Annotated in this window: 13 protein-coding genes; 7 read left to right on the top strand and 6 right to left on the bottom strand. The window is 59.7% G+C overall.

Annotation, left to right across the window (positions count from 1 at the left end; translation table 11 throughout):
* Window positions 1–28: 28 nt before the first annotated feature.
* The 3 genes from ACO0LO_RS14715 to ACO0LO_RS14725 all read right to left on the bottom strand — a co-directional run bounded on the left by ACO0LO_RS14715 (window position 29) and on the right by ACO0LO_RS14725 (window position 3,221).
* On the bottom strand, window positions 29–1,630 hold the full coding sequence (locus tag ACO0LO_RS14715) for a M56 family metallopeptidase (protein WP_422964981.1): 1,602 nt from the start codon (window positions 1,628–1,630) through the stop codon (window positions 29–31).
* Window positions 1,631–1,669: 39 nt separating this feature from the next.
* Entirely contained in the window at window positions 1,670–2,056 is a 387-nt protein-coding gene (locus tag ACO0LO_RS14720) for a BlaI/MecI/CopY family transcriptional regulator (protein ID WP_422964982.1), read from the bottom strand.
* Window positions 2,057–2,222: 166 nt separating this feature from the next.
* Entirely contained in the window at window positions 2,223–3,221 is a 999-nt protein-coding gene (locus ACO0LO_RS14725) for a zinc-dependent alcohol dehydrogenase family protein (protein ID WP_422964983.1), read from the bottom strand.
* A gap of 225 nt (window positions 3,222–3,446) precedes the next feature.
* On the opposite strand from ACO0LO_RS14725, the gene ACO0LO_RS14730 reads away from it, so the two are divergent.
* Together ACO0LO_RS14730 and ACO0LO_RS14735 are read left to right on the top strand one after the other, a co-directional pair.
* Window positions 3,447–4,352: a LysR family transcriptional regulator gene (locus ACO0LO_RS14730; protein WP_422964984.1), complete on the top strand. Its 906-nt coding sequence runs from the start codon at window positions 3,447–3,449 to the stop codon at window positions 4,350–4,352.
* A gap of 92 nt (window positions 4,353–4,444) precedes the next feature.
* Window positions 4,445–5,665: an aminotransferase class I/II-fold pyridoxal phosphate-dependent enzyme gene (locus ACO0LO_RS14735; RefSeq protein ID WP_422964985.1), complete on the top strand. Its 1,221-nt coding sequence runs from the start codon at window positions 4,445–4,447 to the stop codon at window positions 5,663–5,665.
* Between the two features lie 35 nt (window positions 5,666–5,700).
* Here the strand turns inward: ACO0LO_RS14735 and ACO0LO_RS14740 are convergent, their stop codons facing one another.
* On the bottom strand, window positions 5,701–6,645 hold the full coding sequence (locus tag ACO0LO_RS14740) for a GlxA family transcriptional regulator (protein WP_422964986.1): 945 nt from the start codon (window positions 6,643–6,645) through the stop codon (window positions 5,701–5,703).
* 157 nt (window positions 6,646–6,802) lie between these two features.
* Between ACO0LO_RS14740 and ACO0LO_RS14745 the strand changes: the two genes are divergently transcribed.
* Both ACO0LO_RS14745 and ACO0LO_RS14750 read left to right on the top strand, forming a co-directional pair.
* Window positions 6,803–7,603 (top strand): SDR family NAD(P)-dependent oxidoreductase, encoded by an 801-nt coding sequence (locus ACO0LO_RS14745; RefSeq protein ID WP_422964987.1) that lies wholly within the window; start codon window positions 6,803–6,805, stop codon window positions 7,601–7,603.
* 298 nt (window positions 7,604–7,901) lie between these two features.
* Entirely contained in the window at window positions 7,902–8,915 is a 1,014-nt protein-coding gene (locus ACO0LO_RS14750) for a DUF2804 domain-containing protein (RefSeq protein ID WP_422964988.1), read from the top strand.
* Between the two features lie 39 nt (window positions 8,916–8,954).
* Here the strand turns inward: ACO0LO_RS14750 and ACO0LO_RS14755 are convergent, their stop codons facing one another.
* Together ACO0LO_RS14755 and ACO0LO_RS14760 are read right to left on the bottom strand one after the other, a co-directional pair.
* Window positions 8,955–9,335 carry a cupredoxin domain-containing protein gene (locus tag ACO0LO_RS14755; RefSeq protein WP_422964989.1) on the bottom strand — a complete coding sequence of 127 codons (381 nt, stop codon included), beginning with the start codon at window positions 9,333–9,335 and terminating at the stop codon, window positions 8,955–8,957.
* Between the two features lie 13 nt (window positions 9,336–9,348).
* The gene (locus ACO0LO_RS14760) at window positions 9,349–10,239 is read right to left on the bottom strand and encodes a metallophosphoesterase family protein (RefSeq protein WP_422964990.1); all 891 of its coding nucleotides are present in this window, start codon (window positions 10,237–10,239) and stop codon (window positions 9,349–9,351) included.
* Between the two features lie 203 nt (window positions 10,240–10,442).
* Between ACO0LO_RS14760 and ACO0LO_RS14765 the strand changes: the two genes are divergently transcribed.
* The 3 genes from ACO0LO_RS14765 to wrbA all read left to right on the top strand — a co-directional run bounded on the left by ACO0LO_RS14765 (window position 10,443) and on the right by wrbA (window position 12,660).
* Window positions 10,443–11,009, top strand: coding sequence for a sigma-70 family RNA polymerase sigma factor (locus ACO0LO_RS14765; protein ID WP_422964991.1), 567 nt, complete (start codon window positions 10,443–10,445; stop codon window positions 11,007–11,009).
* A complete protein-coding gene (locus tag ACO0LO_RS14770; protein WP_422964992.1) occupies window positions 11,006–11,857 on the top strand; it encodes an anti-sigma factor family protein in 852 nt (283 codons plus the stop codon). The genes ACO0LO_RS14765 and ACO0LO_RS14770 overlap by 4 nt, the downstream gene beginning before the upstream one ends.
* Before the next feature lie 203 nt (window positions 11,858–12,060).
* Window positions 12,061–12,660 (top strand): NAD(P)H:quinone oxidoreductase, encoded by a 600-nt coding sequence (gene wrbA, locus ACO0LO_RS14775; RefSeq protein ID WP_422964993.1) that lies wholly within the window; start codon window positions 12,061–12,063, stop codon window positions 12,658–12,660.
* Window positions 12,661–12,709 lie beyond the last annotated feature (49 nt).

A 12,709-nucleotide genomic window follows, 5' to 3' on the forward strand; every position in this document is an offset into this window, starting at 1 on the left:
TTGGGTTAAAAAAAGGGACTTCTACTCTTTATGGCGACGGCAACCGACGGATGTCCAGTGTGGCGATTTGCCACACGCCGTTCCGTGTCGCCCCGTCGTAGCCAACGCTGGCCCTGCCTTTGGGGCCGGCAAAGACCACCGTAAACTTCGCCTTGCCGCCTTCCGGCTCATCCATGCCCCACAGGTGGAAATCCCACCTGCCCCAGGTATGGACGTTTCCATGGAAGGAGCTGCGGTCCATGCTTACCGGCTGGCCGAGGGCCGCAGCCAGCCTGCCGTCGCCCTGTAGCTGCCTGAACAAGGCAGTGAGCTCGGCTGAATCACTGGGCCCGGTCTTCGTCGGCAACGCAGGGAGAACAGGCGTTGCAGGCAGCGTAGGCAGTGCAGGCAAAGCCGGCAGCGTTGGCATCGCAGCTAAGGTTGGCAGAGCGCCCATGGGCTCCAGTTCTTTCAGCCATGCGCGCACTTTGTCGTCCACCGGCAGCTTGTGGCCATCTTCGGTATAGGTTTCAGTAACGGCGCCGTGCTGGTCCATGCTGATGCGGTAGTAGCGCTGCTTGTCGAGAAGATAGCTGGCCGTGAATTCGCGAAAATTTCCCGCTGTGAGCGCTCCGCTCGATGAAGAATTGATTTTCAGATTGGTCAGCAGATGCCGGGGCGGTTCAACCTGGCTTGCTAGCAGGACGCCCGAACACAGCAATATGGCAAGCGCAAGCGGTGCGCCCCAGTTCTGGCGAGCCGGACGGCCGGACAAAAGGTGGCTGATGCGTTTCATCAACGATCCTCCGCCAGCGGCCAGCGCAAAGCGCGGCGCGGCAGATCCGTGGCGATGCAGTCCGGTCAGCGCCTCTGCCAGCACGACAGGGTCGCCGCACACCTTCACTGCAAGATCGTCGCAGGCATGTTCGCGCTCCTGGCGGATGCGCTTGCTCAGCCACCACATGGCCGGGTGAAAAAACAGCAGGGACTCAATCGCGCATTGCAGCCCGTTCCACAGCCAGTCCAGCCGGCGTATATGCGCCAGTTCATGCGCCAGCAGAGCCTCGATCTGTTCTGCCGGAAGTTGCGTCAGCAAGGTGACCGGCAACCAGATGACAGGGCGCCACAGGCGGGCGGTGAACGGGGAAGGCAGGTTGCCGGCCAGGCGTACTGCCACCGCGCGGGAAATACCGAATGCTGCGCGTAAAGCCTCGGTGCGGCGCTGCCATTCGGCAGGGAGTTCCAGGAAGGGCTGTTGTTCCAGCCGGCGTATCATGTGCCAGCCGCCAGCCTGCAAGACCAGCATGCATAGCACGCCGCATACCCATAGCACGGATGCGCCTGTCAGCATCCAGTCTGCCAAGGGATTGGCCACGCCTGCCGCGACATAGCCGCTGCCGCTTGCAATGTAGATATCCGGCGCACCGGCCGGTAATACAGGTAAGGCCTGCCATAGCCATGCAAATGTCAGTAGCGGCGCCAACAGCATTGCCAGCAGCCACAGCATGCCTGCCGCGTGGCGCAGCATGGCGCTACTTTTCCTCAGCAGGGCCATGCTCAGCGCCGCCATCAAACCCAGCAGCGCCAGCTGCCATAGCGAATGCAGCAGTACCTGGGCAAGGGCAGAGGCAAACTGGAAAAATGCGTTCATGGGAGGCTCCGTGTATGCGGCGATTTGGCTGCGGGCGGTTTAGCTGCCGCGCCGTTTTTTTGCTTCAGCAATCATGCGGGCCATCGCATCCAGTTCCTCGGCGCTGGCCGTATCGTCATCCAGTGCGCGCTGCACAAGCTTGACGGCAGACCCGGCAAAAGCATTCTGTACAAAGCTCTTCAGCATCGACGATTGCACCACCGGCTCTGAATACAGCGCAAGGTAACGATGGCTGCGTTCGGTTTCGTCACGCTGCACCAGTTTCTTTTCACTCATGATCGTCAGCATCTTCAATACCGTGGTGTAGGCGGTGTCTTTGCTGCGCAAAAGCTCGTCATGCACTTCGCGCACCGTCGCGGGAGCCTTGCGGCTCCACAAGATGCGCAGAATGGCAAGCTCGCCTTCGGTCGGATGCGGGTCGTTCATGGGAGGCTCTCGGGTAAAGTTATTTACTAATCGGATAGTACTATATGATTAGTATTTTAAAGAGTCAATAGAATTTGCATCATTTTCGTCACTTGCATTCATTTTTTATGGATAAGAAAAAGCCGGCCATGGCCGGCTTTCATCTCGGAGGCGAGGAACGGCAGGCTTACAAAATATCAATCACGATCTTGCCGCGGGCAGCGCGGGTTTCCACCAGCGTATGTGCGTCCATTACGGTTTCCATGTTGAACCGGCGCGCATCCATCAGGGGTTTCAGCTTGCCGGCCTGCGCCAGTGCGGTGGCTTCGCGCATGATGTCGCCGTGGTGGGCGCGGCCTTTGCCGGTAATTAACGGAAGCAGCGTAAATACGCCGGAATAGGTGGCTGCGCGGAAAGACAGCGGCGCCAGCTTGTGCGTGCCCCAGCCCAGGCAGCTGACGACATGGCCGCCGTAGGTGCGTGCCGCTTCAAACGATGCGTCCAGCGTAGCGCCGCCTACGGTGTCGTACACGATGTCAAAGCCTTCGCCGCCGGTATAGGCGTTGACATAGTCGGCAACGCTGCTGGTTTTATAGTCGATGGCGGTTGCGCCATAGCCTTCGATGATCGCTTTCTGCTCTGCCGAGCCGGTGGCATAGACGTCCGCACCCAGCGCCCGTGCCAGTTGCACGACGATATGGCCGACGCCGCCGGCGCCGCCATGCACCAGTACTTTTTGCCCTGGCTGTACTTTGGCCCGGTCAACCAGGCCTTCCCATGCGGTGATGAAGATTAGCGGCAAGGCTGCTGCTTCACGCATACCGAGAGCTGCAGGCTTATGCGCCAGCAGGCTTGCATCAACTGCCGCATACTGGGCCAGAGAGCCTTGTACGCCGGCGATGCCGCCTGTCATGCCATAGACCTCGTCGCCGGGCTTGAAGCCGCTGACGCCGGGACCGACTGCTTCCACGACACCCGCCAGGTCTATGCCGAGAATGGCCGGCAATACGGTTTTTGCATGCGCCGCATTGCCGCCGCGTATCTTGGTATCAAGGGGATTAACGCCGCTGGCATGGATGCGCACCAGCACTTCGCCTTGCGTCGGCACAGGCACCGGCAATTCGCGGGCAACAAAAGGGGTGCCGTAGGTTTCCAGTACCAGGGCTTGCATGGATGAGTGGGACATGATGGTGCTCCTAAATGGTGTTGTGTAAGGGTTCATTGCTTAATTGATTCATTCAGCCGGCGATTTCTTGTGTGGCTCACCGATGAACACAGTCTACGCGGAGGCGCGGCAGAGAAAAACGGGGCGGGGCGCAATGCAGTTTTCAGGAAAGCGGGATAATCCCGCTGGAAATTGCCGGTGCTACAATGAATTCGTGAACAACAATGTGCGGAAGCAGGAAGAGCCATGGACCGTCTGGAAGCATTGAAAGTGTTTTGCCGCGTGGTGGAGTTCGGCGGCTTCAGCCGGGCGGCCGACAAGCTGGGCATGTCCACCTCGTCGATCACCAACCACATTGCCGCCCTGGAAAAGCATTTCAACGCCAAGCTGCTCAATCGCACCACGCGCAGCATGTCGCTGACCGAAGAGGGCCGCAAATGCTATGAACAGGCGCTACGGCTGCTGGAAGACATGGATGAGTTGGAAAGCAGCCTGATGCAATCCGGCCAGAAGCCCGGCGGCAGCCTGCGCGTAGACATGCCCAGTATCATCAGCCGCCTGTATGTAGCGCCGGCCTTGCCGCGCTTCATGGCGGCCTACCCTGACATCACGCTGAAGATAACGGTAGGCGACCGCAACATCGACATGGTGGAAGAGGGCGTGGATGTGCTGATCCGCATAGGCGAGCTGCCCAGTTCCAACCTGGTTGCAAAGAGTATCTGCAAAACCAGCTATATCTGCTGCGCCTCGCCGGCCTTCCTGGAAAAGCACGGCGTGCCCTCCCATCCGGAAGAGCTGGCGCAGTTCCCCTGCCTGAGTTTTTTAAAACCCAACTCACGCCAGTTGCGGCCCTGGGTATTTGAAAAAGACGGCGAAAAATTGCAGCATGTGCCGCAGACGCTGCTGGCGATAGACCACGTGGAGTCGATGATAGAGGCGGCCAAGGCGGGCGCCGGCATCGTCCAGCACATGTCCGTGTCGGTGGCGGAACCTCTGCGCGCCGGCTTGCTGGTGCCCATCCTGAAAGAATGGTCCTCGCCGGGGCCGGATGTGTCGGTGCTGTTCCAGCAACAGCATCATCGCGCGGCCAAGATCAGGGCATTTGTGGAGTTTGCAGAAGCCTTGTTTGCCAGGGCTTCAGCGGGTGTTTGAGTGGCTGTTATGGTCTTTATTGTCTAAATCTATATCTGTTCATGCGCCTTGCGGCGGCGGATGATGGAGCAACGACTATTCGGAGAAAACGCATGAGTGCATCGGAAATTCAACAGCAGTACCAGGCATTCCAGCAAAAAGGCCTGAAACTGGATATGTCGCGCGGCAAACCGTCGCCGGAACAGCTGGACCTGTCCAATGCGTTGCTGGGCGCGATGGAGACGTATCTGGCGGCAGACGGCACCGACACCCGTAATTACGGCGGTGCAACCGGCCTGCCCGAGGCGCGCGCGCTGTTCGGCGAGCTGCTGGATCTGCCGCCGTCGCAAGTAATTGTCGATGGCAGCAAAAGCCTGTCGCTGATGCACGACCTGATCAGTTTCCACCTGCTGTACGGCGCGGCGGGCAGCCTGCGCTGGATATCGCAGGAGCCTGTCAGCTTCCTGTGTCCCGTGCCCGGCTACGACCGGCATTTCGCCGTCTGCGAGGCACTGGGCATCAAGATGGTCAGCATCCCGATGAAGGAAGACGGTCCCGACATGGATCTGGTCGAGTCGCTGGTGGCCAAAGACGCCGGCATCAAAGGCATGTGGTGCGTGCCCAAATATGCCAACCCGTCCGGCACCGTGTATTCGGATGCTGTGGTGCGCCGGCTGGCAGCAATGCCGGTTGCAGCGCCGGATTTTCGCCTGCTATGGGACGACGCTTACCGCTTCCACCATCTCGGCGAAGAAAAAATTACCATCCCCAATATGCTGGAGGAATGCGCCAAGGCGGGCAATCCGGACCGCGCCTATGTCTTTGCCTCCACATCCAAGGTCACATTCGCCGGCTCCGGCCTGGCGGCGATGGCGTCTTCCCCTGCCAACCTCGCATGGTGGCTAAAACACGCGGGCGTGCGCAGCATAGGGCCGGACAAGGTCAACCAGCTACGCCATGTAAAATTCCTGAAGAACCGGGCCACCGTAGAGGTGCTGATGGAGCAGCACCGGCAATTGCTGAAACCGAAGTTCGATGCCGTGCACGCGCAGTTCACGCGGCAACTGGAAGGCATGGCGCAGGTCAGCTGGAGCCGTCCGCAAGGCGGCTACTTCATCGACCTGCAAACGCCGCCGGGGCTGGCAAAACGCACTGCGGAACTGGCCAAGGGCCTGGGCATCGTGCTGACAGTAGTCGGCGCAGCCTTCCCTTATGGCATAGACCCGCAGGACAGGCATATCCGTATTGCGCCCAGCTTTCCTTCACTGCCGGAAATCACGCTGGCAGCGGAAGGTGTTGCGCTGTCGCTGCGGCTGGCGGCAGCCGGTGGGTAGCACACAAAGGGCGTTGATTCTCTTCTCTACGGCTGTCAGGCGGCGGCAAGGCTTCTCGCCGCCCGCTTGATCGATTGCGGCGGCTGGCCGAAAGCGCGCAGGAACGCGCGGCGCATGCGTTCAGGGTCGCCAAAGCCCGTCTCGGTCGCCACCACATCTATCGTATGGCGGCCTTCTTCTATCATGTTGCGGGCTGCTTCCACCCTCAGATTTTCTATCGCCTTGGCCGGCGTCTGGCCGGTTTCCTCGGCAAATGCGCGGCTGAACTGGCGCGGGCTCAGGTGTGCCACTTCCGCCAGTTCTTCTACCGACAGCCCCTTGCGCAGATTTTCCTTGGCATAGACCAGCGATGTCTGGATGCGGTCCGACTTTGGGCTCAGCTCCAGCAGTGCCGAATACTGCGATTGCCCGCCGCTGCGGCGGTGGTAGACAACCATCTTTTTCGCCACGCTGCGCGACATCTCCACACCCAGGTCTTCTTCCACCATGGCCAGGCACAGGTCTATGCAGGCGGTCATGCCGGCGGAAGTCCAGACCGAACCGTCCACGATAAAGATGCGGTCTTCGTCCACCTTGACTTTGGGGAAACGTTTTTGCAGTTCGCGCGCGTGGTACCAGTGTGTCGTTGCGCGGCGGCCGTCAAGTATGCCGGCCTCGGCCAGGACGAAGGCACCGGTGCAGATGCTGGCGGTGCGGCGCGATACCAGCAGCGCGCGGTTCAGGAAATCATGCAACCCCTTTGATTGAGGTTCCAGCGTCATGCCGCCTGCGACCATGGCGGTATCAAAAGCAGCATCGCCGAAAGGCTCCGTATCGACCTTCATGCCGGAAGAACTGATGACGGTGCCGCCATGCTCGGACAGGGTGTCTATCTGGTAGACAGGCTGCGGCGCCAGCATGTTTGCCAGTTCAAACACCGCCACGGCCACGGTATCCAGTATCTGGAAGCCGGGAAAAACGATAAAACCGATGCGCTTCATGGGGATGTCCTAAAAAGAGGTATCTATGTCATTTAAGTCATTAGGGTAAGCCCATACACTATTCCTGTCAATGCGGACTTCAGCCTCACCGAGCGATGCTCCGGCTCCTGATACCAATCAGCCATCTTTTAATTAAATTGTAAAAAAGGAAATTCACATGAACGCACACACCAACAAGGGCACGGCACTGATCACTGGCGCATCTTCAGGCATAGGCGCCGTCTACGCCGATCGCCTTGCCCGCCGCGGCTACGACCTGATCCTGGTTGCCCGCGACCAGAAGCGCTTGGCCGCGCTCGCAGACAAGCTGGGTACGGAAACTGGCCGCAAGGTCGAAACCATCGCCGCCGACCTGACCAAGAAAGCCGATTTGCTGAAACTGGAACAGCGCCTGCGCAGTGACAGCGCAATCACTTTGCTGCTGAATAACGCCGGCGTCGGCGCAACCGCCAAGCTGGTGGATTCCGACCTGGATAAAATGGAAGAAATGATACAGCTGAACGTCACCGCGCTGATCCGCCTGTCCGGCGGCGCGGCGGCCAGCTTCTCCCAGCGTGGCAGCGGCATTGTCATCAACATCGCCTCCATCGTTGCCATAGCGCCGGAAGTGCTGAACGGCACCTATAGCGGCAGCAAGGCCTTTGTCGTGAACTTCACACAATCCATGCACCATGAACTGGCTGCCAAGGGCATCCAGGTGCAGGCTGTATTGCCGGGCGCCACCAGCACTGACTTCTGGGACAAGGCGGGCGTCGCCGTGCAGCATCTGCCGAGTGAAATAGTCATGACCGCTAAAGAAATGGTGGACGCGGCGCTGGTCGGCCTGGATCAACGCGAACTGATCACTATCCCGTCGCTGCCGAACGCTGCCGACTGGGACGCCTACGATGCGGCTCGCAAACACCTGGGGCCCAACCTGTCGCGCAAGCATGCAGCAGAACGTTATAAGGCAGCGTAAGCAGGCATAGGCTGCTTACGCTGCGCAGGCGTCAAGCAGTTCAAGTGCCACGCAGTACAAGCGCAAAAGTCCGGACAGTGAAACTGTCAGGACTTTTGCTTTATCAGAAATGCAGGAATTGTTCGGAAGCCGCAGCCAGGTTCGCGCCTCCCTTGTATAGCCTTCCGCGCCGGCTTCGTGTATCTTGCCTTTTGCCTCTCCAATATTCGCACCCTATCCCGCAACCGGTATCCTGCCCTTTTTTGCATCGCCATGCGGGCGCTCCGGAGCGGAAGTGTTCATACAATAAAAGGTATCCATGCTTGCTGCTCAACCATTGGCCGGCGTCCCCGGAAAACTGCTGGATGAACAAGGTCAGCCGCAATGCGGTAAATTCGCAGGAAAAATGGAGTCGCTGGACTGGCGCGGGCTGGCCGCGCCGCATAAGCGCGGTGCGCTGTGGCGCTATTTTCATCACAAGCGCTGGCAATATGTGGCGCTGGCGACGGACGATCTATTTTGCGGCATCGCAATCGTGGACCTGGGCTGGATCAATACTGCCTTCGCCTATGCGTTCGACCGCAGGCAGGGCAGGGAAGTCGGCAGCTTTTCGCAGGATGGCATTCCGGGGCTGACTGCGAGCATCGGCATGCGGCCGGCGGCAGGCGCTGACAGCAGTTTCAGTTTCCTTGGCAAGCGGATCAGCTATCGGCATGACGCCACTGCGAACTGTTACCAGTTGCGACTGCGCGATGGACAGTTCGAGATAGACGCCGACATCGACGCCAATGCAGCCGCGCCTTTCCTGCTGGCAATCGGGCCGGTACGGGGCGGCACGGTGCATGCGACACAAAAATCCAGCGGCATGGCGGTGCGCGGCGAGGTACGTGCTTCCGGCAAGCAATATGCGCTGGACGCTGGTATTGCAAGCGTTGATTATTCCAGCGGCTTCCTGGGCCGGGAGACCTCGTGGTGCTGGGCTTCTGCGCATGGGCGGGACGTCGGTTTCAACCTGCAGGCAGGGTATTTCGGCGAGCAGGAAAACGCCTTGTGGCTGGATGGCGAACTGTTCGGCCTCGGTGCCGCGCAGTTTGACTTTGATCCCGCCCATCCCATGTCGCCGTGGCATATCACCACCAGCGACGGCTTGCTGGACCTGCAGTTCCAGCCCGAAGGCTTGCGCAGGGAAGATAAAAACCTGCTGGTTGCCGCCAGCCGCTATGTGCAGCCCATAGGCATGTTCAGCGGCTGGGTCAAATCCGGCCCGGATGCGAGCCCGCGTGCCGTGCATAAGCTGGCCGGCGTCACCGAGGATCATTTCTCCCGCTGGTGAGACCGGCCTGCCGGGCTGGCGGTTTTCTGTTGTAGCCGCTCAGGTCACGATCAGCTTGCCTGACATGTCCTCATGCCCGGAGCCGCAAAACACGTCGCACAGGAACACGAATTCACCCGTCTTGTCGGGAGTAATGCGCAGCGTCTGCGTTTTGCCCGGCACCAGGTCGGCGCGGGTTTTAAAGTCCGGCAGGCTGAACCCCATCAGCACATCTTGCGTGCTGAGTTCGAGGATGACTTCTTCGCCGCGCTTCAGCTTGACCTCCGCTGGAATGAACTGGAATTTCTTGGCACTGATGCGGATGGTTTTTGGCGCCGGGCCGGCGGCTGCGCGCCCCAGGCCTGCGACTGCCAGCGGAGCCGCAACGGCGGCCATCAGCATGGTCCTGCGTTTTGATAAAAATGAAGGTGGTTTTGTCATGATATGTTCCTGTTTAGGCTTTCAGCACCGGCAGTTCGGTAATCTGCAGCGCCGGCTTTGATGCTTCGGCTTCCACATCCCGGAAACCCAGGCCCTGATAAGGATGGCCGGGGTCCCAGGCCAGCGGCGTGCGCTTGGGTGCGGAGCCGGGTGCGGGCAATGGAAATATCAGCGACTTTGCTGCATGGTGTGGAATATGCGCGGTCATGTGGTGATGCTCCTGGTGGATGTGTCCATAGAACACCGTCACATTCTGGAAGGGCATCAGCAGTTCCACCGCCTTGGCGCCATCCCTGGTAGCCCAGTCCCATTGCGGCGCCAGGTCGAACAGCGGGCGGTGCGTAAATACGACCAGCTTGTCTTTTTTATCCAGCATGGCCAGTTCGTCTTTCAGCCATTGCAGCTGCGCTTCGCCTATGGAGGCGGTAGGGTCGGATACATTGTCGATGACGATGAAGTTCACCCCCTTGTGCGCAAAACGGTAGTGCGTCTTGCCGAAAAATTCCTGGAAGGCCGCGCCATTGTCCAGCGAGGCATCATGTTCGCCGGGCATGAAATAGATTTGCTTTACTTTCAGCAGCGACACCTGCTCGCGGAATTCCTGCATGCGTTTCCTGCGTTCTGCCGGATCATCGGTGGTATGGGTCAGGTCGCCGGTAAAGACGATGAAATCCGGCTGTTCCGCCAGGCTGTTGACGGCGGCGACGGCTTTGGGCAGCGTGCCCCTGGCGTCCGGGTTGGGCGCGCCCTCAAAACCCCAGTGGGTATCGGACAGCTGTACAAAATAAAAGTCCGGCTGGTAGGCTGCCAGCGCGCTCGATGCGCTGCCGAGGCCGGAGGCGAATACCGCGCCGCCTATGCCGGCCAGTTTCAGGAATTCGCGTCTTGCTAGCTTTTGTTGCATGATATGCTCCCGTTGAGTAGGTATTAAGTGTGCTGCTGCCACGCTAGGGGCCACGGCAGCAAGGCGGGACGGCAAAGCGGCGCGCCTGCCCACATCCCGTATAACTCTGTGCAGGCGAAAATATTCCCGAAATAAAAATATTCTTTTTTTCGGGAATAAAATGCCGTGCAGCCGGGTCTTCATCATCAGGACAACAGGGGACGATGGATACGCATTTGGATGAAGAACAACTGGTTCGCCAATTTGAGGCCCTGGTGCTGCCTCACCTGGATGCTGCCTATAGCCTGGCCAGATGGCTGACGCTGAATACGCCCGACGCCGAAGACCTGGCCCAGATGGCCTATGTGCGCGCTTACCGGTTTTTTCCCGGTTTCCAGGGCGGGGATGCGCGCGCCTGGCTGCTGACCATCGTGCGGCACACTTATTATTCATCGCTACGCGACCATAAGCACGAACAGCACGATGTCGCCTACGACGAGGCGGATCACGTGGCAGAAGATGAGCACGTTGTGTCGTCGTATGACGCCAGCGTGAATCCGGAAATCATTGCCGCCAGGCGGGACGCCAAAAATATCGTCAACCGGGCGCTGGAACAGCTGCCGCGCAGCTTCAGGGAAATCGTGGTGCTGAAGGAGCTTGAGGATTTGTCGTATAAAGAAATTGCGGAAATAGTCGGCATCCCGCTAGGCACTGTCATGTCGCGCCTGGCGCGCGGCCGCAAGCTGTTGCTGGAGCATCTGAAGTCTGCCGGCGAAGGAGGAGCAGTATGAATTGCCAGGAAAGCCGCAGGCTGCTGCAAGCCTATGCCGATCAGCAGCTGGCGCCGCAAGATATGCAGATGGTGGACGAGCATCTAATCGGCTGTGCCGCATGCAGCGCAGAACTGAAACAATTGCAAAGCCTGCGCCGCGCCGTCCGGACGCAGGCGGAACAGCATGTCGCGCCGGAATACCTGCGCCGTCGCATACAGCTTGCAGTCCGCGGGGCGGCCGGAGAGGTTGCGCAAGCGGCTGCACAAACGGCTGCGCAGGCGGCCGCAAGCCCACCTCGGCGGGCCCGGCCGCAACCGCGGGGAGGCTGGCCCTGGGCCTGGATCAATTTCGGCCTGGCCACGGCCTGCGCGGCGGCGCTGGCCCTTGTGCTGGTATTGCCACCGTCCGTGGGCCTGGGCGATGACAGGCTGGCGCAGGAAATCACGGACAGCCATTTCCGTTCGCTGCTGGCGGACCATCTGGCCGACGTGGCGTCATCAGACCAGCATACGGTCAAGCCGTGGTTTACCGGGAAGCTGGATTTTGCACCCCCGGTTTTTGATTTTGCGCAGCAGGAATATCCGCTGACAGGCGGCCGGCTGGACTACGTGGCGCAACGTACCGTGGCAGCGCTGATCTACCGGCACAAGCGCCATGTGCTGAACCTGTATATCTGGCCCTCCGTGGCACAGGCTGCGGCCCCGAAACATCTGGCCAGGCAGGGTTACCAGTTGCTGCACTGGACGCAGGCCGGCATGCAGTACTGGCTGGTATCGGATATGGCTGCGGCGGATCTGGACCGGTTCCAGACGCTGCTGGCGTCGCAGCTGCAAAAGGATGGCAAGGATGGCGGGGAGCAGCGCTGACGCCGCGTAGAAATTGCTCTGGTTCAACTCCATGCCAGTCTTCAAGAGGTATGGCCGGTATTCCTTTACGGATGACGCTTTAGATTCTAGTATGTGGTGGTGTGTGCCGCTTACACGCGATTGCCAATTTGCCAGTCGGAAATACGGGCGTTCCGCCCTCCCAGCACGAAAAAATCCCCATCATCATCATTAGGAGAAGTCACATGGCTAAAGTTCTGGTGTTGTATTACTCTGCGTATGGACATATAGAAGCAATGGCAAATGCCGTTGCGGAAGGGGCTCGTTCCGCGGGCGCTATCGTTGATATCAAGCGTGTGCCGGAACTGGTGCCACCGGATGTGGCCAAGGCTTCCCATTACAAGCTGGACCAGCCTGCACCGGTCGCCACGATTGCCGAACTGGAGAACTACGATGCAATCATCGTCGGCACCGGCACGCGCTTTGGCCGCATGTCTTCACAGATGGCCAATTTTCTGGACCAGGCCGGCGGCCTGTGGGCCAAAGGCGCGCTGCACGGCAAGGTAGGCGGCGCATTCTCATCGACGGCGACGCAGCACGGTGGCCAGGAAACGACGCTGTTTTCCATCATCACCAACCTGCTGCATTTCGGCATGACGATCGTTGGCCTCAATTATGGTTTTGCCGGCCAGATGGGGCTGACGGAAATCACCGGCGGCTCACCCTATGGCGCCACGACGATCACCGGCAGCGATGGTTCCCGCATGCCTTCGGCAAATGAGCTGGATGGCGCGCGCTACCAGGGCAAGCAAATCGCCGAGACAGCCAAGAAGCTGCACGGCTAGACCGCGTTGATCGTATAAACGCAGAAGGGGCGCAGCGCGCCCCTTTGTC

This window comes from Undibacterium sp. TJN25 (assembly GCF_049339885.1).
Classification (GTDB): Bacteria; Pseudomonadota; Gammaproteobacteria; order Burkholderiales; family Burkholderiaceae_D; genus Undibacterium.